Source organism: Streptomyces chlorus (genome assembly GCF_042655885.1).
In the GTDB taxonomy this organism is placed as follows: domain Bacteria; phylum Actinomycetota; class Actinomycetes; order Streptomycetales; family Streptomycetaceae; genus Streptomyces; species Streptomyces chlorus.
In genome coordinates this window covers 1-22,484 of sequence record NZ_JBHSOA010000096.1, presented here as the reverse complement: position 1 = coordinate 22,484, position 22,484 = coordinate 1, and the positions used below count along the sequence as shown (strand labels likewise).

Below are 22,484 nucleotides of genomic sequence, written 5' to 3'. Positions count from 1 at the left end.
CTGGCGGAGGTGGTGCGGCGCTGTCCCTCGGGCGCGCTCCAGTACGAACTCGTGGAGGGCGAGACCGCTATCGGCTCCTTCGAAGAGAGACGCTGGTGTCCGGTGCTCTACGCAAGTCCACGAACCCAGGTGCTGAGCACCCGCTCGGTTCCACCGTGCGAGAGCCTGGATTTCTGGCACGACGCCGTGCTCGCGACCCTCGTGGGGATGGACATCGCCACCGACGGCCGCACCTATGACGCCGCCATGCGCACCGACCACCTGGGGGGCCTGCAGATCACCACGGTGGAATGCGACCCGGGCCGGGCCCACCGGTCGCCGCGCTTCATAGCCCGCGGCGACGGTCGGGACATCTTCGTGGCGCTCCAGAGCACCGGCCGGGCCAGAGCCGAACAGGACGGTCGGACCACGGTGCTGCGAGCCGGTGACATCGGGTTCTTCGAGACCATCCGGCCCTTCCGCACCACCTTTCCCGAGCGCTTCCAGTTAAAGATCTTCGCGGTGCCGCGGGCCCTGCTCGGGCGGTCGGAGGCCGATCTGCGGCAGCTCACCGCGCGGGCCGTGCGCCCGAGCGGCGGTCTGCCCGCCCTGCTCACCCCGTTGCTGGAACGGCTGGCGGAGACCTCAGAGTGCGGTAAGTGATGGTCTAGCTAATTTCGCACCACTTCGTCCCAGTGGGTAGCAGGCCCCTGACCTCGGCTGTCGAGCCAAACCGGGGAGCCGGAGCCGTGCGCTCGGCCAGGGCGGCGATGTTGATCATTCGACCGCCGGAATCACCCCGTTATGGCATGTCATCACATCGGTGTGAAACGGCAGGAAACATCACTTACCGCACTCTCAGAGGCATACGCGACGCCGGTGGCGGAGCAACTCGCCGAGGGCGTCATCGACCTGATGGCGGCCACAGCGGCGGACCAGCTGGGAGAGGATCCCGCTGTACTGCCGGGTGCCGACCGGGTCCTGCTGCTGCGGATCAAGACCTTCATCCGCTGGCACCTGTCGGACTCCGGCCTGACCCCCCAGGCCATCGCCGATGCCCACAGCATCTCCGTCCGTTATCTGCACCGGCTCTTCAAGGCCGAGGGCACCAGCGTGTGCCAATGGATCCGCGAGCTGCGCCTGCACGAGTGCCGCAGGGAACTCGCGGTACGGCCACCGGGATCTGTTGGCCTGGGCCAGGTTGCGCGACGCTGGGGTTTCACCAGTCCCGCCCGGTTCAGCAGGGCCTTCCGCAGGTCCTACGGCCTGTCTCCCACGGATTGGCTCGACCGAAAGCGTGCGGTCCGCGCGGCGGGAGAAATGCCGCGCTCTGGCTCGCCGGCTGCGCGGGGAGCGCACCGAGCGGGAGCTCCAGCGCCACGCAGGGGTCCGTGGCTCAGGACGGGCCCACCCCGACGGGCACGGGGCCGCGGCTCCAGGATCCCCCGGAGGTGGTGAGCCGCAACGGCGTGCTCAGGACCACGATCGTGGTGGAACGGCGCAAGGCCCGGGTCGGCAACCGCCAGTTGTACGCGACGACCTACAACGGGGCCTACATGCCCCCCACGTTGCGCGTGTGGCCTGGCGACCGTATCGACCTGACCATGACCAACAAGACCGACAAGTACACCAATCTGCACACGCACGGACTGTTCGTATCACCGCGCGCCCCCTCCGACGACATCTTCCTCTCCATCAAATACGGGCAGTCGTACCACTACGCCTACCAGCTGCCGCGCAACCACCCCACCGGCACCTACTGGTACCACTCACACGCCGACAAGCTGTCCGTCCCGCAGGTCGCGGGCGGCGAGTCGGGCATCATCGTCGTCGGGGGCCTCAAGCAGCGCCTGCCCGCGCCGTTGCGGCACATCACCGAGCACACCCTCGCGCTCAAGGACTTCCAGGTCCAAGGCGACGCGATCAAAACCCATCCCCTGAGTATCGGCGCGCCCACCCACCGCACCGTCAACGGCCAGCAGAACCCGATGATCCACATCCGGCCGGGAGAGCCCCAGTTGTGGCGGCTGACCAACATCTACTACAAGCTGCACCTCCCGGGCACCCGCTTCCACGTGATCGCACAGGACGGCGTCCCCGTGGGCAGGGTCTACGCCGAGGACACACTGCTCATCCCCGCCGCCCGCTTCGATGTCCTGGTCCAGGGCGGTGCCCCCGACACCACCCGGCTGGAGACACTGCCGTACAACACCGGCCCCGCCGGGAACCAGTTTCCCCGGGCGGACCTCGCCACAGTCGTCACCGGTGGCACACCCGTGACACGGGCCGCGCTCCCGACCGACCTCGGCCCGTACGAGGACCTGAGCCACGCAACGATCGCCGGCCGCAAGACCGTCGTCTTCACGGAGAACAAGGCCGGCACGATCTTCTACATCAACGGCCGGACGTACGACCCGAACCGGACCGACTTCGTCTCCATCCTCGGCACCGTCGAGGAGTGGACCGTCCGCAACAACTCGGACGAGGACCACAGCTTCCACCTGCACACCAACCACTTCCAGCTGATGAGCACCAACGGGAAGGCAGAGGACCCCTCCCACAGCGTGTACGACACGGTGAACGTACCGAAGCGCGGTGCGATCGTCGTCCGCATCCACTTCAGGGACTTCACCGGCAGGACTGTTCTGCACTGCCACATCCTCAATCACGAGGACATGGGCATGATGGCCGTCCTGGACATCATTCCGCCCAGCACGCGGCCCCCGGGCCACAGCGGATGACCGCCAGCGTCGAGCGTGTCTGCAAGTTCGTGTAAGTCCGTGATGTGACAGGCTGGTCGAGGCCCGGCCTCGGGCCCTGGCCAGCCGGGACGGACGGACCATGACGGACAACGTGAAGAGCCCGGCTGTCGAGGCGGTCAAGTCCGGGGCGACCTCGACAGCGACTTCCAACACGACTTCCGCCTGAACCAGGACGACGTCCAGGCCACGCTGTACCCGTAGGCGGTGCGCACGATGGAGCATGTCGCCGCCGGCTGATGGGCAGTCGTCGAGAGACAGGGTCGGGCGCAGGCCGGCGGCCGGCATCCGGCCGGCATCCGGCCAGCCGAACGCCATCGTCAGCTCGAGGTGCGGGTTGATCGACACCGAACGACCGGCGTCGGCGAGCATCCGCAGCTGGTCGTCGCCGACGCCTGCATGAACGTCGACGTGTCCCGCAGCAGGCCGTGCTCAAGAAGGTCGGCGGTCGGGCGGCGAGTCCCGTCGGATTCGACGTGCGCGCTGGTCCGCAGTCCGAGCTCGGTCGCCAGCTTCGCGACGGGCAGGGTCACTTGATCGACCAGGTCGGCGATCCACCGCATGGCCAGGCCCGGCAGGCAGGTGACCTTGCAGCCTGCGTCTTGAGCGACCGTGAGCGGGAGGGCGTGCCGGCGCGGCCGGTTCGCCACATCGCGTGAATCCGTGCGATCCGGGGGCGGCAGGGCTCGCCGGGCGTGCTCGTGTTCGCTGCCCGGCGAGCCGACCAGAGGTGGACGCCCGCTTCAGCGGGCGGTCGCCCAGGTGCGGTCCGTCCAGTCGGCGAAGCCGGTCCAGCGGATCTCCGGGTGAGCATCGTGGAGTGCGGGGATGTCGACGCGATAGCCGGGCCCGTTCAGGAACGCCCACATCGCGTGCATGTCCGGATTGCCGATGGACGTCAGCGGTACGTACTCATGGCGGACGTCCCGTCGCAGCGCTGCGCTGAGCGCGGCTGCCATCTGCGTGGGAGTGGGTGCGTCGCTGGCTAGTTCGATGCGCTGCTCGAGGTACGGGGCGGGGTTGAGCAGCACTTCCGCCGCGAACGCGCCGAGGTCGAGGCGGGCGAGCTGCTGCAAAGGCCGGTCGGGCGGCAGCGGCAGATCGAGAACGCCGTCAAGGATACGCCGAGCTCCACCGAGCGCGTTGTCGAAGAAGTACGTCGGCCCCAGAATCGTGTACGGAACATCGCCCGCGGTCAGTTCCGCCTCGATGCGCGCCTTGCTCTCGAAATGCGGTACCCCGCTGTCCTGGTCGGCCCCGGCCACCGAGCTGAACACGAGATGCGGAACGCGCTCCTGCGCCGCGGCGGAGAGGATCGCCCGCCCCTGGCCCACCTCTGCCTCGACACCGGCCTCGAAGGGCGTGGTGAACGCGAAGACACCGGCCACCCCCTTCATGGCCGTGGCGAGCAACTCACGATCGCTCAGGGAGCCCGCCACCACGTCGACACCCTGCTCGGCCAGTTGCCGCGCGGCACTTCGGCCGGGGTCACGTACCAGCGCCCTGATTCGGGCTCCGCGACCCAGCAGCGCGTCGGTCACAGCCCCGCCCTGTCCGCCTGTCGCGGCGAGCACCAGGATCGGCCCATGCGCCATGGAAGAACTCCCTTCCCTACAGAGGGGCATCAGATCCGAAATCGGCCCCAACCAACTATGCGTCACGAACGACAGCGCACGATAACGACCCGCGCGAGAAGGGCGCTGGCGGGCTCGACCCCGTGCACGCACAGTCATGACGATCGTCCGACCGGCGCCTGGCGGGTCAGCCCGCGCGGGTTGACGACCTCGACGATCCCGTACCGCACCGGGGCCTTCGAGATCGAGTTCGATTTCCTCGGCCACCACCTTTCCTCGAGCACAGCGGCGCGTGCGGGGTGGCTCACGAGCCAAGTATCGGGCGCCGCGGCCCCCGCCGGATCGGTCGGTCAATCGGCCGGTCGTCGTGATCGGTGAGGGGCGATCGATTGCCATCCCTGATCTTGCGTGGGTATCCCCGGCTTCAGCCGGGGAGGGAAACGCATCCTTGGCCCAGAGGCGCGAAGCGCCGGAGTTCTCTACGCCTCTGGGGTGACAGTCAGAGGGGACGTTTCTGTCCCTCGATGTACTGGCGGATCACGGTCAGCGGCGCTCCGCCGCAGGACCCCGCGAAGTAGGAGCGGGACCAGAAGACCGAGCCCATGCCGATGCGGTTGATCCGGCCGGTGTACTCGGCCCTCAGGTACCGGGAGCTGACGCCCTTGAGGGAGTTGATCAGCTTCGACAGGGCGACCTTCGGCGGGTAGTGGACGAGCAGATGCACGTGATCGGCCTCGCCGTTGAACTCGCGCAGCTCCACATCGAAGCCGGCGCACACCTCACGCATGATCTCCTCGCACCGCCTCAGCATGTCGTCATCAAAGGTGCCGCGCCGGTACTTGGTGACGAACACCAAGTGAGCCTGAAGGTTGTAAACAACGTGACGACCGGTACGAATATCATGGTTTGGTTCCCAGCGCGGTGACATACGCCAAGCGTAGTATGATCAAGCGAACCGGCGTGGAAGGGGGTGGGCCGGGTGATCCGTGCGTACAAGTTCCTCATGCGGCCCACCGTGGGCCAGACGATCGCGCTGGGCGAGATGCTGCGGGATCACTGCTCGCTCTACAACGGGGCCTTGCAGGAACGCGGGGACGCCTACCGGCACACCTCGAAGACGAGTGTCAAGTACGGGCACCAGTCCGCGCAGCTCAAGGAGATCCGGGCGTTCGACCCGGAGCGTCAGGGCCGCTGGTCGTTCTCCTCGCAGCAGGCGACGTTGCGCCGTCTCGACAAGGCGTTCGCCGCGTTCTTCCGCCGCGTGAAGGCCGGCGAGACGCCCGGCTACCCGCGCTTTCGCGGAGTCAGTTGGTTCGACACGGTGGACTTCCCCAAGGACGGCGACGGCTGCCGCTGGGACTCCACCCCGCGTGATCCGGTCACCCGGGTACGTTTCCAGGGTGTTGGGCACGTCAAGGTCAACCAGCACCGGCCCGTGGTCGGCAAGGTCAAGACCGTGTCCGTAAAGCGCGAAGGCCGTCGCTGGTACGTTGTCCTGACCGCCGAGCAGGCACAGCCTGAGCCGATACCCAAGACGGGCAACGTCGTCGGCATCGACATGGGCATAGCCAACTTCCTCGGCGACTCCAACGGTGGGTTTGTCGAGAACCAACGCCACGGACGAAAGGCCGCCGCGAAGCTCGAAGCCGCGCAGAAGGCCCTCGCCCGGTTCCCGCGTGTGCGTCGTGACAAGCGCACCGCCAACCACCGCCGTGCCGTCCAGAAGGTTGCCGGCCTGCACCGCAAGGTCCGCTGTCAGCGGCTCGACCACGCGCATAAGACGGCCTTGGACCTCGTGCGGGAACACGACTTCATCGCGCACGAAGACCTCAAGATCCGCAACATGGTCAAGGCCCCAGCGCCGAAGCCCGACCCCGAGACGCCGGGCAGCTTCCTGCCCAACGGGTCCGCGGCGAAGGCCGGGCTGAACAAGTCGATCAACGATGCCGGCTGGGGGGTGTTCCTGACGATCCTGCACGCCAAGGCTGAGAGCGCCGGACGGGAAGTGATCGCCGTGGACCCCCGCAACACCTCCCGGACGTGTCCCGAATGCGGGCACGTCTCAGCGGAGAACCGGACCACCCAGGAGAAGTTCCACTGTGTCTCGTGCGGCCACCAGGCGCACGCGGATACGGTGGGCGCCCTGAACGTTCTACGGGCCGGGCTGGTCCGTCGCGACGCCAACCCGGCATAGCGAGAAGCCCCCTCATTCATGAGGGGGAGGAGTCACAACCATCGGCCGCACCACTGTTTGCCGGCGCGAGAGGCTGCGCGAGCAGGACCTGACGGCCCGGCCGCCCGCCGCGCGCCCGGTTCATCGGCTGGGCTGACCGCGCAGGAGCTGCGGGTCGCGCAGCTCGCCGCCGACCGCCTGATCAGTCGGGAGGTCGTGGCGCAGCTGCTGATCAGCCCGCGCACGGTCGGCCACCACCTGGCCAACGTCTGCTCGAAGCTCGGCATCACCTCCCGCACCGAGCTCGCCCGGATCGATCTCTCGGGCGACCTGCCGCTCCGCGTGGGCGCCGACGGCGGATGATCGACCCAGAGGTGTGTCGGTGACCGATTGCGTACCTGATTCGTACGAGCTCGGACCTTGGTAGCGTCATGGCGTCCGTGACGAACGCTCGGCGTGGTGCCGAGATCCGGCCGCGCTCGCCGCAGGCCGGCGCCTCGTCGGGGAGGGCCGCGCCGGTGGCAGGGCGCGCCCCGCGCGTGATCCGCCGATGGAGCACCGTCCCGGCCCAGTCCGGTGGGTCCACGGTCCACTCGGACCACCGAACCGAGAATTCACGTTACGACGGAGGTACACATCATGGCAGGCGTCACCCCGGTCCGCTCCGACGACCACCTGATCTCCCCGGACGATGCCGCGCTCGTGCTGATCGACTACCAGCCCGAGCAGGTCCGGACAGTCCGCTCGACCAGCCTCGCGCTGATGATGCTCAACACCACTGCCGTCGCCCGTGCGGCCGCGGCATACGAACTCCCGGTCGTGCTCACGACGGTCGGGGTCGAGATGGGGGTCAACACCGGCACGATCGAGGAGCTCCGCGCCGAGCTTCCGGACGTGCCCGAGATCGACCGGACCACGCTGAACTCCTGGGAGGACCCGGACTTCCGGGCCGCGGTCGAAGCCACCGGCCGCAAGAAGATCATCATGACCGGGCTGTGGACCGAGGTGTGCGTGGCGTTCCCGACCCTGGACATGCTGCGCGAGGGCTACGAGGTCTACCCGGTCTCCGACGCCATCGGAGGCGTGAGCGCCGACGCCCACGACCGCGCGATGCAGCGCATGGTGCACGCGGGTGCGCAGCCGGTCACCGCGATCTCGCTGACCGCCGAGCTGCAGCGCGACTGGGGGCGCCCGGGCGCCGACCGGCTCCGCTCGATTGTCCGGTGGTACTTCCCCGAGCTCGAGAAGATCACCTGAGCCGAACGCACGCTTCCAGGTGCACCGGGCTTCATCGCGTGGTCCGCACGTGGCGACCGGCCCGCCACAACTTGACCATGCCGCAACGGCATGGCGTTCGATCGGATCGGCTCACCTGCAGTCGCTTCCGGCAGGACTCCAACGACGAGGAGGGGAAGACCGATGCCTACCCCGCGCTGCACGGGCCGGACGTCGACACACACGCACCCCGGGAGAACCCGCTTTGCCGAGCAGACGATGGGCATGGTCCTGCGGGAGCTCTACAACCCGGCGCGGTCACGTACTCCCTGATCTTGTCGAAACGGAGAATTGTGCACCTCGTGCTCGGCCCGACCGAGCTGGGCGGAGTGGCAGTAGGCCCGTGCCAGCAGCATTCGCGCGTCCACCGGCTTCGCGTCGTCGGCAACAGTGATGTCCGTGGCGGCGAACGTGCTGCACGCCTGGCTGCGGGTCGGGGAGCGGCCGGCGGGGTGGTCACCGGGCGTCGCTCAGCAGATCGGGTCCGCGGTGTGGCCGATCGGGCTGTTGCTGTCCGGTCGAGGTGCTGTCCCGGGTGCGCTGGGCGCCGGCCTACCCGGGGGTACCAGGGATGCCAGCCGGTCGACGCGAGGTCGGGGCGAACGCAGGCGGCGGTCTCGTCACTGGGGGCGAGGAACGGCAGCACGGGCGGTGGCTCGTGGTCAGCACCTTCGAGGATCGCGATTTCCTGGTGAGGATCGCGCCCGGTCACCGGTCATCCCGGTTCAGCCCCTCCGCTCGGCGGCGACGAGCTCGCGGGCGCGTGGAGCGACCTCCCGGCCGAACAGCTCGAGTGCGCCCGGCTCGTCGGAGGCGAGGACGAAACCGGACGTCCCGTGGGTCAGGGCGATGTCGGCGATCTGCTCGGCCCACTGCTCCGGCGGCCCGTCGAAGAGCCCGTCACCGTTGCTGGAGAACTGCCCGACGATGTTGAGGTAGCGGGTCACCACGGCCGGGTCGCGGCCCGCCCCGGTGGCGCCCTCGTCGATGTGCGCGTTCATCGCCGCCAGCGACGCCGGCCCGTCCGGCAGGTACACCAGCGATGGCAGCCACCCGTCGGCGAGTCGTCCGGTCAGCCGCAGCATCCGGGGCTTGAGCGCCCCGATCCGGATCGGGATCGGGTGGGCCGGGGCGGGGCCGCGTTTCGCACCGTCGACATGGTGGAACTCGCCGTCGACGCGCAGCCGGCCGGGCTCGTCGGCCGCCCAGATCCCCCGCATGATCGCGATGGCCTCCTCGGTCGCGCGGACGGCCTGGCCGGGTTCGAGCCGGGTCCCGCCCATGGCGGCGACGCCGTCCCAGAACGCGCCGGCGCCGAGGCCCATCTCGACCCGACCGTCGCTGAGCAGGTCCAGGCTCGCGGCGGCGCGGGCCAGCACCGCGGCCGGGCGCAACGGCAGGTTGAGCACGTTGCCGCAGATCCGGATCCGCTCGGTGCGGGCGGCGACGAACGACATGAGCGTCCACGTGTCGGTGAACGCCGCCTGGTACGGATGGTCCTGGTAGGTGACGAGATCCAGCCCGGCCCGTTCGGCGACGAGCGAGAGTTCGACGGGACGCATCGGGGGCTGTGCGACCGGCGTGATGAAGCAGCCGAAGGTCAGCTCGTGGCCGTAGTCGGTCATCAGAGACTCGCTTCCTGGGTGTCGGAGAAGTTGTCCGGGCGGCTGGGTGGGGACAGCGAGAAGTTGTCGTCGAAGACGCCGTCCGGGTCGTAGGTCGCCTTGAGTGCCCGCAGCCGGGCGAGCGTCCGCGGCGGCCAGGCCTGCTCGATCCGCTCGGGCCGCAGGCTCGTCTCGAAGCTGAGGTAGAGCCCGTCGAGGAACGGCGCGAGCAATGCCCACTGCGCGTCGACGGCCTCGGGATCGTCGCCCATGACGACGAGCGAGAAGTTCGGCGCCCGGTGCGGGTAGGCCGTCGCGTCCGGATCGACGTCGGCGACCGCACCGCCCACCGAGCGCAGCTGGAACCAGTGCACGGCACCGCTGCGGAGCACCCGACTCGCGGCCGCCGCGAACTCCGGCGTGAGGTGGTGGACGAGCCCACTGCGGGAGACCGGCTCGCCGCGCGAGACCGGTGCGTCGTCACGCGCGTTCGCCATGATGTCGGCGTAGGAGGTGATGGCCACCTGTTGCTCGTACATCGGGGCGAGCCCGGCCAGCGGCTGCAGCCTGGACAGCACGGTGTTTGGGTCCGGCGAGTCGACGACGGTGCGGGTGAGCGCCACCGCGGGCCGCCTGCCGCGCGGCGGTGGCACGATGAGGAAGCTGGTGAGGTCGCGCGGGGACTCCTCGACCACCCGGCCCCACTCGACCAGGTAGCGCGTGGTGTCCCGGACGATCTGGGTGAGCGCGGCCAACGCCACCGGGCCGACCTCGTCGGCGGAGAACTCGAACGCGGTCACGATCCCGAAGTTGGCCCCGGCACCGCGGACCGCCCAGAACAGGTCCGGGTTCTCCGCGTCGCTCGCCCGCACGACCGAGCCGTCGGCGAGCACCAGCTCCACCGCACGCAGCCGGTCGATCGTCAGCCCGTGCCCGCGGGCCAGGTAGCCGACGCCACCGGCGGTGGCCAGCCCTCCGACGCCGACGCCGCCGTAGTCTCCCGAGCTGATCGCCCAGCCGTACGGGGCGAGGGCGTTCGCGACGTCGGTCCAGCGGGCTCCCGGTCCGATCCGGACCCGGCGCGACGTCTCGTCGAGCACCTCGATGGTGTTCATCGGCGACACGTCGACGACGATGCCGCCGTCGTTGGTGGAGCGCCCGGACAGCCCGTGCCCCGCGCTGCGCCGGGACAGCGGCAGGTCGGGGTGCCGGCGGGCGAACGCCAGGGCGTCGACGACCTGTCCGACGGTCGCCGCCCGCAGGACGATGCCCGGTGAACCGCCGCGCAGGTATCCCCCGCGCAGACGCGCGTAGGCGAGGTCTCCCGGTTCGACGACCTCGGCCAGCCCGGCCGGGACGCCGTCGTAGTCGATGCCGGGGCGGCGCCGGGCGAGCGCCGCCGAGCGACGCACGCGCACCCCGGCCGCGCCGTGCGGGAGCGCCGCATCGGCACCCGCCCGCACCGCCGGAACGATCTCGCGGGCGAACCGGGTCAGGGTCGCCGGATCGTCGGTGCCGAGGTCGAGCACGATCGTCCCCACCCCCTGCTCGACGACGAGATCCAGCAGCGTGGCCGCCCAGCCGTCACCACTCGCGCCGGGAACGGTCACCCACCGGCGGATCTCGCGCGGGTCGCGCCCGGCGTCCCGGGCGGCCGCGTCGACGAGGAGCCGGCCCGCGGTGAGGTCGTCGGTGCCGGTCAGGGGCACCGACCAGCCGTCGGCGTGAGTGCCGGCCACCCGCGCCAGGTCCGGGTCGCGCGGGTCCGGTCCGCGCACCGTGATCGGCACGTCGTGCGCGGGCGCCGCCTTCTGCGCGCCGGCGAGCCGGTGCCGCGGACCGTCGACGCGGGCGAGTCCACGGTCGAGGACGTTCCACAGCTCGGCGACGACGTCGATCGTCTCCTCGCCGTCGTGCCCGGGTCCACCCACCGTGATCCCGAGCTCGACCCGGCCCGCGCTGAGGTGGTCGAGGCCTGCGGCCGCCCGGGCGAGCATCGCCGGGTTCCGCGCGGTGCCGTCGTGCCCGTCGGTGCCGATCCGGACCGTGTCGGTGACGGCGGCGATCCAAGACAGCAGCGTCCACGCCTCCGCGTCGGGGCGGTCCGGACGGTCGGGCACGACGACGAGGTCGAGCCCCAGCTCCTCGGCCGTGCGGGCGAGCCGGACCGTCGGTCCCGGGGCGGGTCCGACGGGCAGCCGGACACCGAACTCCACCGCGTGTCCGTAGTCCGCCCGGACCGACTGCCCGGGTGTGGCGGTCATCGGCGGATCCCGGCCCGCACCGCCAGCGGCACGTCGGCGCTGGCGGACCCGATGCTCCCGTTGGTGAGCAACGAGATCGGGTGGGCGTCGAGCGCGACGGCGACGGCCATCCGCCGCCGCGGGGGTGGCTGCGCCGGGACCCCGCCGTCGGTGGACCACCCCTCCGTCCTGCTCAGCTCACGGCGGGCGTTCTCGGCGTGGTGGTGCCCCTTGCAGTCGGCGAGGAACGTTGCCCGCCGCGGCGGTTCCGACCATGCCCAGGCCGACTCGCGGTCACGGAACCGGTGCACCACGATGCACCGTCCGTCCGGGGTGGTGGGCCGGAACGGTCCGCCACCGAGGTGCCCCGGTGCGCTCGCCGCGGCGTCGATGAGGTCGCGCGCCCAGGTCTCGAAGTCGTGCTCGTGGCCCGGCTCGACGAGCCGCGCGAGGCTCACCGTCGCATCGCTCGCCCGGGCTGCGCTGTTCACCGAGCCTGCGGTCACGGTCACGGTGCCGGTCGCCCGCGCACGGCGGGGCTCGGAGTCGGGGTCGGGATCGGTCACAGCGGGCCACACTCTCGTCGTCCGGGCGGTGCAGCACCGCCTGGCGGGTACCGGGTCGCCGGGAACGCTACGAACTCCCCGATCCGGGCGGATCGGGCATCCAATCGGTCACCGCCCGGGTCACCGATCGACCGAGCTGATCCGGAGGTCGCCCGCGAAGTCGATGCGGGCGAGCTCGGCGCGGGAGGTGATGCCCAGCTTGGGATAGACGTTGCCCAGGTGGTGGCCGACCGTGCGGGGGCTGATCAGCAGCTGTGCTGCGATCTCCCGGTTGGTGAGCCGGTCGGCGGCCAGCTGCGCGACCCGCAACTCCTGCGCGGTGAGCCCGACTGCGTCCCTCGGTCCGGCCGGCCCATGGATCCGCGAGCCTTCGCTCAGGGCCAGCTCGCGGAGCGCCCGAACCCGCAGCGGTTCCGCGCTGAGACGCTCGAAGACCTGGGCGGCACCCGCGAGATGGCGCCCGGCCTCGGCCCGCCGGCGCGCCCGCCGCAACCACTCCCCGTAGAGCAGCCGGGTGCGGGCGTACTCGAACGGATTGTCCGGCGCCCCCGGCACCTCGAGGGCAGCCCGGTAGGACTCCTCCGCCTCCGGCCCGTTCCGGACCAGTGCGCGGAGCCGGTGCGCGGCCGTGCGGGCCCAGGCCGCGCCGGTACGCCGCACCCAGCTGTCGATCATGGTGATCTGCGGTTCGACCACGTCGAGCCGCCCGACCTGCACCGCCGCCTCGACGGTGTCCGCGGCGGCGAGGAGCGCGCACGTGCGGTGGGCGGCGTCGTGACCAGGCTCGGACAGGCACACGAGGTGGTCCAGCGCCTCCTGCGGGCGGCCGGCGAACAGAGCCGCCCGGCCCCGGTGCCAGTACGCGTTCGCACTCAGCGCCCGCACCCCGCGCGGGACCGAGGCCGCGAGTACCCGGGTGGTGAGGTCGTCGACGGTGTGCTCGTCGCCGCGGGGGGCGGCCAGGGACGCCTGGATGAGCCGGCACTGCGTGGCCACATTCTCCGTTCCGACCTCCTCGGCCAGCTCCAGTGCCTCGACGGCAGCGTTCCCGGCGGCGTCCCACCTGCCCGCGGTGACGTCGAGGACCGCGGTCTGGACGAGCACCGCCGCCAGCGCGGTGATCTCCTGGCGCCGCCGCAGCGCCACGGTCTGCACGCGCAGCACGTCGTGCAGCGGGCCATCGACACCCCAGGCCTGCAGTAGCGGGATCGGTGGCAGCAGGCCCCACACCCGCGTCCCCAACCGGTCCGCGAGATTGCCGACCGTCTCCGGAGCGACCGGGGCGACCGGGGCGGTCGCGTCGTGGCAGGACCACCAGGAACGCAGCAGGGGCACCAGCTCGGACAGGGTGGGATCGCCGCTGGTATTCACGGTCGACAGCCGCTCCAGCGCCTGCTGCTGGAGGTCGTCCCGCCCGGCCGACCACGCGGAGCGGACCGCCACCGAGCCCATTTCCATGACCCCGCGGGGATCCTCGACGACGGCCATGTCGGAGGTCAGGTAGTGATGGGCACGCTCCGGCACGCCGTAGGCGAACTCGAGGAACCCGCGCAGCCCGCCGCTCAGGCGGGCGACGTGGCGCTCGCCGACCAGGTTCTCGGCGTCGTCGAGCAACTGACGGGCCGCCCCGGAGTCCCCCGCGGCCCACGCGGCACGGGCGGCGGCCGCGAGCCGGCGCGCCGCGTCGCCCTCGTCCGGGGACAGCTCGGCGGCCCGCCGCAGCGTGCGGACCGCCGTCGGCCCGGCGCTGCGCCGCAGCGACTGCTCCGCTGCCTGCTCCAGCAGCGCGGCGACGTCCTCGTCGGCCGTATCGGCCGCGGCGGCCAGGTGCCAGGCCCGTTCCGCGGTGGCGTCGGTCGGCAGGGCGGAGGCCAGCGCCCGGTGGGCGGCCTGCCGCTCCGCGAAGGGCGTGCCGTCGTAGACGGCCGCCGGGATCAACGGGTGCCGGAACTCCAGCCGGGGCCCCGGAGCGCGGACCAGTCCGGAGCGCAGAAGCTCGTCCCAGGTCGACATGTCGACCCCCCAGCCGGCCCCCGCACGGTGCACCACGTGCCGGTCGCCCCGCTCCTCGGCGGCGGCCAGCAGCAGCAGCGCGCGGGCCGGTGGCGACATGACCGCGGCCCGGGCGACGAACGCCCGCCGCAGCCGCGGCCCGACCCTCATCAGGTCGCCGGGCCGTCCGGGCACCGGGTCGGCGTCGGGCTCGTTGTCGATCGTGGGCAGCTCGTGCAGCGCCAGCGGGTTGCCGCCCGCCGCCCGGACCGTGCGGTCGACCAGGTCCTCGGTCGCTCCAGGCACGGCGGCGGCGACGAGCCTGCGGGCATCGTCCTCGGCCAGGCCCACGACCTCCAGCGCCGGCAACCCCTCCCACGGCCCGACATGCGGGTCCTCGTGTCCGGTGAGGAGCACCGCGACCGGATCGGCACCGATCCGGCGCGCGAGGAAGCCCAGGCAGCGCGCCGTCGCCTCGTTCACCCACTGGGCATCATCCACCACGACGAGCACCGGACGTTCCCGGGCCATGCCGCATACCAGCGACAGCACGGCCGCGCCGACGAGGAACGGGTTGGTCTCGTCCCGGCTCAGCCCCAGCGCGCCGCGCAGCGCCGCGGCCTGCGGGGCGGCGAGCGTGTCCAACCGGTCCATCACCGGCCACAGCAGCTCGTGCAGGGCGGCGAACGCGATCCCCGCCTCCATCCGGGTGCCCCGGCAGCGCAGCACCGTGACGTTGGGTGCGGTGTCGACTGCGTACTCGAGCAGGGCGGTCTTGCCGATGCCCGGCTCGCCCCATAGCACGAGCCCGGAGCCCGCACCGTCCGCTGCGCGGGCCAGCACACCGTCGAGTGCCGCGGTCTCCGCGCCCCGCCCGAACAACTCCATGTCGCCGTAGAATCGCGGCGGCACGGTCACAGGGTCGAGGGTCAGGTCGGTCATGTCAGCCACCTAGCGCTGACCCTGGACGGGGCCGCGTTGTAGAGCAGGTCGCGGTACTCGGGGTGATTGCGCAGCCAACTGATGATGTAGGGGCAGATCGCCAGCGCTTTCAGTCCTCGTTCGCGGATATCGTCGAGCGCGGCGCGGGCCAGGGCGCCGCCGACTCCTCGAAGGTCGGGTCGACCTCGGTGTGAGTCAGGACGATCATCTCGCTGGTCTCCTGGTAGTCGATGAATCCGGCGACCGTCGTCTCGCCGACGGAGGCTTCGTAGCGCCGCCGGTCCGGATTCCTGGTCACGTTCACGTCGATGGACGTCGATGGACATTGTTTGTTGAGCCCCCTGTTTCGGTGCTGTGACAGGTCGTCATCTCGGGTCGACCGTGGGTTGCCCGGTGGCCAGACGAATCAGATCGGTAGCGCTTCCCGCTTGCCACGTGGAAGGTCAGATACTCGTCGGGCCAGAGGTCGTCAAAGTTGAGTTCATCAACTTCGATGACGGGACTGGCGAACACGACGTTCCTTTCGCTTCGGAGCGTTGTGGTGTCCCCAGACTCGCGCAGCAGACGCTCGTTCGCGTCAGGGAGAGTTGCCTAGCCTGGTCTACCCAACCTGGTCCCAGCCTGGTTCGGGTGGACAGCCTGCCCTGGACCCGGACCGGGCAGCCAAGCGGCGGATCTGGTGGGCCGGCGCGCCGACGCGAGACGGTCGGACAGCGTCTCGCCCGGGTGCGTGCCGCGGCTGGACTGTGCCGGTGCGCAACCCAACCCGCAGCGGGACTTGACCGGACCGACCTGGGTCCGGCGTCCGGATTGCACGTCGGAACACGACCGGACCGGGGCCTGGTCGGGACCCCTTGCCACCCCTTACTTGACGATTGTCATCCGGAGCTTCTGGCCGTGGTCTGCCTGTCTGGTCAGGGAAGCGGCAGTTCTCTGAGCTGCCGGCGGGAGGTGATGCCCAGCTTACGGAAGATGCTGCGGAGGTGGGCTTCAACCGTGCGTGGGCTGAGGAACAGTTGCGCAGCGACCTCCCGGGAGGTCGCCCCGGTGGCCACCAGCCGTGCGATGTGCAGCTCGTGGGCGGTGAGGGAGTCAGTCGGCTGGGCGGTCCGTTTGCGGGGATGCTCACCGGTGGCGCGCAACTCGCGGGCGGCCCGCTCGGCGAACGCCTCCGCCCCCATGTCCGACAGCAGCTGGTGGGCGGTGCGGAGGTGTTCGCGTGCGTCCTGGCGACGACGTTCGCGGCGCAGCCACTCGCCGTAGACGAGATGGGTACGAGCGAGGTAACCGCCCATCCGGGTGTGCTTGAGCTGCGCGATCGCCTCGCGGTACTGATCCTCGGCTGCCGATCCGGTGCTCGTGAGCGCCTGTGAACGCGCCGCCATTCCCAGCGCCCACGGCGTCCCGCTGGCACGGGCCCGGGAGCAGAGCTGCTTCATCGCCTCGACCGCGCGTTCCGGTTGACCGGCGCGGGCAGCTGACTCGATGAGCTCGAAGTGGACCAGGTTGCTGAGCGACAGCTCGGGGGACTCGAACGCCCGTGCCGCAGCGTCCTGCGCCGCCGGATAGTTGCCCAGCCCGTTGTGGAGCACCGCCATCGCGTACTGAGCCATGGAGGCCTCCGTACTCTCCTCGGAGAAGGCGACGTCTTGGGCGGTGATGGCGTTGAGCGCCGTGGTCTCCGTCTGGTCGCCACGCCAGGCACTCAGGATGATGTGAGCGTGCCGTGGCTGTACGCCGCCGGTGGCCTGCGTGATGGCCGTCGCCTCGGTGGCGAGTTCGCCGGCTCGGGCGAGTTCGCCCATCAGGACCGAAGTGATGGACAGGAAGCGCAGCGAGTCGGGGAGCGTCGCCAGCGCACCGGCCTCACGAGCCAGCTGGACGTTACGGCTGGCCAGCAAGTAGAGCAGCTCGTCATCGAGGATTGCCAGCGCGTTGCGACAGGCCAGCCGCAGCCAGCGGTCGCTCTGGCGGTCTGGCTCGGCGTCCGTGAGCAGGTTGTCGCGAAACGCCTCCAGGGCGTGCCGCAGCACGAGCGCTCCCGCCGCATATCCACTCGTCAAGGTCTTCGTGAGGCCATCAAGCAACTGGTCCTGCGGCCGCGGCGACCCGGGCGGTGCAGGTGCGGCCCGAGCGGCCTCGGCGACGTCCAGGACGCCGCGGTCGGAGTCACCGGTCACGAGCGCCGCGTCGAGCGCGTGCAGGTAGGTCTCACGGGCCAGGGCCGCATCGAGCGGGGTGAGGGTCCTGGCGGCGTCCAGCAGTATTTCCGGCACCCCGCTTCCGCGCGTGGTGTGGAAGGCGACCTGGGCGCGCAGCAACTTCAGGCGTGCTGCTTGCAACGCGTCCAGCGGCCCGGCGGCCGCGACCGTCAGCAGCCTCAGGGCGCTCTCGGGCGCGCCGGCCTCGTGCTTGGCGTGCGCAGCTTCCAGCGCCCGTCTCGTACGGTTGGCCGGCTCGGGAGTCAGCTCTGCGGCTTGCTGCAGGAACGCGGCTGCGGCAGCGAGCCCACCGCGGGAGCGCGCCCGGTCGGCCGAGCGCTCCAACTCGGCGGCGGCCTCCTCGTCGATGCCCAGCACGCCCTGCCCGCGGTGCCAAGCGCGCCGGTCAGGGTCGACCTGTGGGTCGGTAGCGTCGGCCAGCGCGCGGTGGGCTCGACGCTGATCCGGCGCTGTGGCCGCCTGGTAGACCGCAGAGCGGACCAGCGGATGACGGAACCGCACCTGAGCGCCTATCTCCAGCAACCCGCCGGCCTCCGCAGGTAGGGCCGCCTGGGGGGAGATGCCCAGGTGGGTGGCCGCGCGCCACAGCAGCGCCGTATCGCCGGTCGGGTCGGCCGCCGCGACCAACAGCAGCAGTTGGGTCTCGGCCGGCAGCCTGGCCGAACGGCGTTGGAAGCCGTCCTCGATGCGGCGAGGAACACTCAGCACGTCTGGCCGCTCGAACCCTCCGGCGAACTGTGCCGGGGGTGCGCCTCGGGGCAGCTCCAGCAGCGCCAACGGGTTACCGCGCGCCTCGGCGAGGATACGCGCGCGCACGGCGTCATCCAGCGGTGTGTGCACGCCGGTGGTCAACAACACCCGGGCGTCGGTCTCTCCGAGCCTGTCCAGGCGCAGTGCCGGCAACCCGGCGAACTGCTCGACGTCACCCTCGTCGGAGTCGCGCACCGCGACCACCAGCGCCACCCGCTCGGCCTCCACCCGCCGTGCCACGAACGCCAGGACCTGAGCGGACGCTTCGTCCAGCCACTGCGCATCGTCGACGAGGCACAGCAAAGGCCCCTCCTCGGCGACCTCGGCCAGCAGGTTGAGGACGGCCAGCCCGACCAGGAAGCGGTCCGGCGCGGTACCGGCTCTCCGTCCGAACGCCACGCCCAGGGCGGCCTGCTGTGGGTCGGGCAGCGCGTCCGCGCGGCCCAGCAGCGGCGCGCACAGCTGGTGCAGGCCCGCGAACACGAACTGCGTCTCGGACTCCGCTCCGACCGAGCTCTCCACCCGGAAGCCCGAGGGGGCCGCGGTCTCGCGGGCGTACTCGAGCAAGGCGGTCTTCCCGATGCCGGCCTCCCCGCGCAGCACAAGCGTCCCGCTGCGCCCGGCCCGTGCCTGCGTGAGCAGTTGATCGACCGCCTCACGCTCCGCACGCCGACCCAAGAGATCCGTCAACTTCGCCCCCTTCGAGTACGTACCGGACTAGGTGATTCTTACCTATGCGAACCACAGCCCACCAGGCGGGGGCTCGGCATGTGGACGTGATGACCGGCGAAAGACATGGGGGCTTCCACCGAGGCGAAGGCACCGCGCCCGGCGCGAGTCTGATGACACGGCACGAACCGGCATTGACCGGGTCAGCCGGACCTCCTCGGCCCGGGAACGGGCCTGACCCGTGACGCCACCGGCTCGTGGACACGAAAGGAAACACCATGCCCGCCACTCCCGTCATCGACGTCGAACGTCTGAACGTGACCTACGGTGACTTCACCGCCGTCCGTGACCTGTCCTTCCACGTGAAGCGCGGCGAGTTCTACGCGTTGCTGGGCACGAACGGAGCCGGTAAGACGTCCACCCTGGAGGTGGTCGAGGGTCACCGCCGGGCCGCCTCCGGCACGGTGCGGATCTTCGGTGAGAGCCCGCAGGATCGGCGCGCGGTGCGGCCGCGGATGGGCATCATGCTGCAGGAGAGTGGCTTCTCCCCGGATCTGACGGTGCGGGAGTCGGTCGGCCTGATCGGCGCGCTGAGCGGGAGACACGACGACGTGGACCGGGTGCTCGGCATCGCCGGCCTCACCCGCAAGGCGAGCACCAGGGCCTCCCAGCTGTCCGGTGGCGAGAAGCGCCGACTGGACTTCGCCACCGCCGTGTACGGCGGGCCCGAGCTGGTCATCCTTGACGAGCCCACCACCGGGCTGGACATCCAGTCCCGCGACGCCCTCTGGGCCGCTGTCGACAGGCTGCGCGAAGAGGGGGCCACGATCGTGCTCACCACCCACTACTTGGAGGAGGCCCAGCAGCGCGCCGACCGCATCGGCCTCATGCACGAGGGCACGCTCCATCGGGAAGGCACGGTCGCGGAGCTGACGCAGGCCCTGCCGTCGGTGATCAGTTTCGCGCTTCCACCCGGCGCTCCCGAGCCGCCGACCGTGGGTGCGCTCAATGGGGCCTTCCACATCGAGACCTTCAGCCTGCAGGACGACCTCTACCGGTTGCTGGGTTGGGCGCATGACACCGGGGTGGAGCTGCGAGACCTGCAGGCCGGCCCGACTCGCCTCGACGACGTCTTCCGCGCCATCAGCCGCGACTGAAACCACACGGCACTTTGCCACGAAAGGAACCACCAGCATGTTGGAGATCGCTCGCAGTGAGATGATCCAGACCTTCCGGAACCGGCTGGTCCTGGTCACCGGTCTTGTCATCCCGGTCGTCGTCAGCGGCTACTTCGTCTACCAGCACGAGGTGTTCTCCGATCTCGGCAGCCTCGGCTACATCGCGGCGATCGTGATGTTCAGCGTGCTGGCCTTAGGGCTGTACACCACGGCGGTGACCACGCTGGCCTCGCGCCGCCAGAACCTCTTCCTCAAGCGGCTGCGCGCCACCGCCGCGGGCGACGCGGACATCCTCGCCGGGCTGGTCCTGCCGGTCACCGTTATCGCGCTCATCCAAGCGGTCGCGATCCTGATCGTGCTGGGTGTGGTCGCCACCGGACCGGCTCAGATCCTGCTCCTCGCGGTCGCGATCCTGGCAACGACGGCCATGCTGGTCGCCCTGGCTCTGGCCACGGCAGGACTCACGAACTCCCCAGAGCATGCCCAGGCGACCACCCTGCCGGTGAGCCTGTCTGTGATCGCGGTGGCCAGCTGGGTGGGAATCACCGGCACCGAGGACCTCGCCCTGCTCAAGCGGCTGCTTCCCGGAGGCGCGGCCACCGAACTGATCGTCAACGCCTGGAACGGCGGCGCCCCCCTCGCCGACTCCCTGCTCCTACTGCCGATCACCATGGCCTGGGTCCTCGTCGCCGTCGCACTGGCTGTCCGGCTCTTCCGCTGGGAGCCGCGTCGATGAGCCTGACATGCACCGAAGGGGCTCAGCCGGTCTCGGCGACACGATCACCATCACGATCTCTCCCGGACGGCGGAGAAGGGCTGATGAATGCGGATCGAGTCATTAACGGTCGGTACGAAGTGGGTGACGTCATCGGTCGGGGTGCTACGGCCCACGTCCACCGCGGTCGCGACATCCGCTCGGGCCGTTCGGTCGCCATCAAGATGCTCCGCAAGGACCTCGTGCGAGATCCCGTGGTCCGGTCCCGCTTCCAGCGCGAAGCGATGACGGTGGCTGGTCTCAGCCATCCCGCCATCGTCTCCATCTACGACATTGGGCACGAGGAAGTCGGAGGTGGCTCGACGGGCAAGGTCCGGGTTCCCTTCATCGTCATGGAGTACGTCGAGGGACAGTCCTTGCGGGATCTCCTCAGGATGCGCGGGCTCACGCTCAACGAAACGATTCAGTATCAGGTCGGGATCCTCTCGGCGCTCGATTTCAGCCATCGAGCAGGCATCGTCCATCGCGACATCAAGCCGGCCAACGTGATGATCACGCCCGAGGGTGCAGTCAAGGTCGTGGACTTCGGAATTTCGCGTGCCACTGGCGATCCGGCCCTGCCCCAGGCCCAGGTGGTCCTCGGAACTCCTTCGTACCTCTCTCCCGAGCAGGCGTGCGGTGAAACCGTGGACGCCCGCAGCGACCTCTACTCCGCAGGCTGCGTGCTCTACGAACTCCTAACCGGGCGGCCACCGTTCGTCGGAGACAACTCCCTCTCCCTTGCCTACCAACACGTCCACGAGCAGCCCGCGCAGGCCGGCACCGCCCTTCCGGCACTTGATGCCGTACTCGCGAAGGCTCTCGCCAAGGAGCGGGAGGACCGTTTCCAGGACGCGCGCTCGTTCGAGGAGGCGCTCTTGTCCGCGGCGAAAGACACCAGGCACGTCCATCACGGCGCTCTTGTGAGCACCTTCGACACCGACGGGCCCTTGGCAGCCGCCCTGGGCAGCCGCATCGGTATGGCCGACGTCGGCTGTTGACCGGCACAGCAGAACCGAACAACGAGGAAAGGAACCACATTATGGGATTCATCACCGTCGGCAACGAGAACAGCACCCGGCGGTGTCAATTCGTTGAAGCAACACCTTCGGTCAGGGCTCGCTGGAAGGCTTCCTGTGGGGTGAGGTAGCCGAGGCAGCGGCGGGGCTGGTTGTTGATCTCTTCGGCGATGGCGGTGAGGTAGGGCTGGTGGTCGGTGATCTCGGTGCCCTTGGGGAGGTAGCGGCGGATGATGCCGTTCGTGTTCTCGTTGGTCGGCCGCTGCCAGGGGCTGTGCGGGTCGGCGAAGTACACGTCCAGGCCGGTGGCCAGGGTGAGCGCCGCGTGACGGCCCATTTCCGTTCCCTGGTCCCAGGTCAGCGACTTGCGGACCAACTCGGGCATTCCCAGGACCTGTTCGGTGAGCACGGTCGACAGGCTGTCGGCGTTCCTGCCCGCGGGCAGAGCGAGGATGACGCAGAAGCGGGTCGAGCGGTCGACGAGGGTCGCCGCGGCGGAGGCGCCGTTCTTCCCGATGATGAGGTCGCCCTCCCAGTGGCCGGGGACCTGGCGGCCGAGGGCTTCGGCGGGACGGTCGTGGATGGAGCGCATGCCGGTGATCCGGGCTCCCCTGGAGGCGTCGGGCCTGCTGCGGGGGCCGCGGGCGGTGCGGCGGCTGGGCAGCATCACGCCCAGCCGGGCGAGCTCGCCCTTGGGCAACGCGTAGATCCACGTGTAGACGGCCTCGTGCGAGATCGTTTCCCCGCCGGCCGGGAGCGAGCCTTCCATGAGGGCCACACTCGCG

General features: G+C 70.3%; 20 protein-coding genes and 2 pseudogenes. 10 read left to right on the top strand and 12 right to left on the bottom strand.

All coding sequences use genetic code 11. The annotated features are described in order from the left end of the window. Positions 1-642, top strand: a 642-nt coding sequence (locus tag ACFPZI_RS32030; RefSeq protein ID WP_461112425.1) for a cupin domain-containing protein, incomplete at its 5' end; no start/stop codon positions are given. A gap of 195 nt (positions 643-837) precedes the next feature. On the opposite strand, the gene ACFPZI_RS32025 is transcribed toward ACFPZI_RS32030, so the two are convergent. Beyond that, positions 838-996 carry a hypothetical protein gene (locus ACFPZI_RS32025; RefSeq protein WP_381370620.1) on the bottom strand — a complete coding sequence of 53 codons (159 nt, stop codon included), beginning with the start codon at positions 994-996 and terminating at the stop codon, positions 838-840. Here ACFPZI_RS32025 and ACFPZI_RS32020 point away from each other — a divergent pair. Both ACFPZI_RS32020 and ACFPZI_RS32015 read left to right on the top strand, forming a co-directional pair. Further along, the gene (locus tag ACFPZI_RS32020; protein WP_381370614.1) at positions 940-1,437 is read left to right on the top strand and encodes a helix-turn-helix transcriptional regulator; all 498 of its coding nucleotides are present in this window, start codon (positions 940-942) and stop codon (positions 1,435-1,437) included. The two genes, ACFPZI_RS32025 and ACFPZI_RS32020, sit on opposite strands and share 57 nt — an antisense overlap. After that, entirely contained in the window at positions 1,371-2,720 is a 1,350-nt protein-coding gene (locus tag ACFPZI_RS32015) for a multicopper oxidase family protein (RefSeq protein ID WP_381370608.1), read from the top strand. The genes ACFPZI_RS32020 and ACFPZI_RS32015 overlap by 67 nt, the downstream gene beginning before the upstream one ends. Positions 2,721-3,214: 494 nt before the next feature. Here the strand turns inward: ACFPZI_RS32015 and ACFPZI_RS32010 are convergent. Then, a pseudogene (locus tag ACFPZI_RS32010) lies at positions 3,215-3,364 on the bottom strand (IS110-like element IS110 family transposase); the annotation flags it as partial. A gap of 117 nt (positions 3,365-3,481) precedes the next feature. Next, positions 3,482-4,333: an NmrA/HSCARG family protein gene (locus tag ACFPZI_RS32005; RefSeq protein ID WP_381370605.1), complete on the bottom strand. Its 852-nt coding sequence runs from the start codon at positions 4,331-4,333 to the stop codon at positions 3,482-3,484. A 165-nt stretch (positions 4,334-4,498) separates the two neighbouring features. Between ACFPZI_RS32005 and ACFPZI_RS32000 the strand changes: the two are divergent. Next, a pseudogene (locus ACFPZI_RS32000) lies at positions 4,499-4,600 on the top strand (DUF5996 family protein); the annotation flags it as partial. A 211-nt stretch (positions 4,601-4,811) separates the two neighbouring features. Here the strand turns inward: ACFPZI_RS32000 and tnpA are convergent. After that, positions 4,812-5,240, bottom strand: a complete 429-nt coding sequence (gene tnpA / locus ACFPZI_RS31995; RefSeq protein WP_381370602.1) for an IS200/IS605 family transposase — start codon at positions 5,238-5,240, stop codon at positions 4,812-4,814. Between the two features lie 51 nt (positions 5,241-5,291). Between tnpA and ACFPZI_RS31990 the strand changes: the two genes are divergently transcribed. From ACFPZI_RS31990 to ACFPZI_RS31980, 3 genes are all read left to right on the top strand, one after another. Beyond that, positions 5,292-6,506 carry an RNA-guided endonuclease InsQ/TnpB family protein gene (locus tag ACFPZI_RS31990; RefSeq protein ID WP_381370599.1) on the top strand — a complete coding sequence of 405 codons (1,215 nt, stop codon included), beginning with the start codon at positions 5,292-5,294 and terminating at the stop codon, positions 6,504-6,506. Between the two features lie 18 nt (positions 6,507-6,524). Next, positions 6,525-6,848: a helix-turn-helix domain-containing protein gene (locus tag ACFPZI_RS31985; RefSeq protein ID WP_381370596.1), complete on the top strand. Its 324-nt coding sequence runs from the start codon at positions 6,525-6,527 to the stop codon at positions 6,846-6,848. Positions 6,849-7,124: 276 nt separating this feature from the next. After that, entirely contained in the window at positions 7,125-7,742 is a 618-nt protein-coding gene (locus ACFPZI_RS31980; protein WP_381370594.1) for an isochorismatase family protein, read from the top strand. A 743-nt stretch (positions 7,743-8,485) separates the two neighbouring features. Here ACFPZI_RS31980 and ACFPZI_RS31975 read toward each other — a convergent pair. From ACFPZI_RS31975 to ACFPZI_RS31945, 7 genes are all read right to left on the bottom strand, one after another. Then, positions 8,486-9,385 (bottom strand): LLM class flavin-dependent oxidoreductase, encoded by a 900-nt coding sequence (locus tag ACFPZI_RS31975; RefSeq protein ID WP_381370591.1) that lies wholly within the window; start codon positions 9,383-9,385, stop codon positions 8,486-8,488. Beyond that, entirely contained in the window at positions 9,385-11,628 is a 2,244-nt protein-coding gene (locus tag ACFPZI_RS31970; RefSeq protein WP_381370588.1) for an LLM class flavin-dependent oxidoreductase, read from the bottom strand. The genes ACFPZI_RS31975 and ACFPZI_RS31970 overlap by 1 nt, the downstream gene beginning before the upstream one ends. Then, positions 11,625-12,173 carry an antibiotic biosynthesis monooxygenase gene (locus ACFPZI_RS31965; protein ID WP_381370585.1) on the bottom strand — a complete coding sequence of 183 codons (549 nt, stop codon included), beginning with the start codon at positions 12,171-12,173 and terminating at the stop codon, positions 11,625-11,627. Before ACFPZI_RS31965 ends, ACFPZI_RS31970 begins: the two co-directional genes overlap by 4 nt. A 120-nt stretch (positions 12,174-12,293) precedes the next feature. Further along, positions 12,294-15,107, bottom strand: coding sequence for an AAA family ATPase (locus tag ACFPZI_RS31960; protein ID WP_381370582.1), 2,814 nt, complete (start codon positions 15,105-15,107; stop codon positions 12,294-12,296). Further along, positions 15,104-15,220: a hypothetical protein gene (locus ACFPZI_RS31955; RefSeq protein ID WP_381370611.1), complete on the bottom strand. Its 117-nt coding sequence runs from the start codon at positions 15,218-15,220 to the stop codon at positions 15,104-15,106. Before ACFPZI_RS31955 ends, ACFPZI_RS31960 begins: the two co-directional genes overlap by 4 nt. Next, a complete protein-coding gene (locus tag ACFPZI_RS31950; RefSeq protein WP_381370617.1) occupies positions 15,217-15,405 on the bottom strand; it encodes a GNAT family N-acetyltransferase in 189 nt (62 codons plus the stop codon). The genes ACFPZI_RS31955 and ACFPZI_RS31950 overlap by 4 nt, the downstream gene beginning before the upstream one ends. 616 nt (positions 15,406-16,021) lie before the next feature. Continuing rightward, on the bottom strand, positions 16,022-18,769 hold the full coding sequence (locus ACFPZI_RS31945) for an ATP-binding protein (protein ID WP_381370579.1): 2,748 nt from the start codon (positions 18,767-18,769) through the stop codon (positions 16,022-16,024). Positions 18,770-19,026: 257 nt separating this feature from the next. Here ACFPZI_RS31945 and ACFPZI_RS31940 point away from each other — a divergent pair, with 257 nt between their 5' ends. The 3 genes from ACFPZI_RS31940 (at position 19,027) to ACFPZI_RS31930 (ending at position 21,681) form a co-directional block, all read left to right on the top strand. Beyond that, positions 19,027-19,905 carry an ABC transporter ATP-binding protein gene (locus tag ACFPZI_RS31940; protein WP_381370576.1) on the top strand — a complete coding sequence of 293 codons (879 nt, stop codon included), beginning with the start codon at positions 19,027-19,029 and terminating at the stop codon, positions 19,903-19,905. Positions 19,906-19,942: 37 nt separating this feature from the next. Further along, positions 19,943-20,662 carry an ABC transporter permease gene (locus ACFPZI_RS31935; protein ID WP_381370573.1) on the top strand — a complete coding sequence of 240 codons (720 nt, stop codon included), beginning with the start codon at positions 19,943-19,945 and terminating at the stop codon, positions 20,660-20,662. A gap of 83 nt (positions 20,663-20,745) precedes the next feature. Next, on the top strand, positions 20,746-21,681 hold the full coding sequence (locus ACFPZI_RS31930) for a protein kinase domain-containing protein (protein WP_381370570.1): 936 nt from the start codon (positions 20,746-20,748) through the stop codon (positions 21,679-21,681). Positions 21,682-21,766: 85 nt separating this feature from the next. On the opposite strand, the gene ACFPZI_RS31925 is transcribed toward ACFPZI_RS31930, so the two are convergent. Continuing rightward, positions 21,767-22,484 (bottom strand): IS30 family transposase (locus ACFPZI_RS31925; RefSeq protein ID WP_381370566.1); only part of this gene is annotated, 718 nt, incomplete at its 5' end.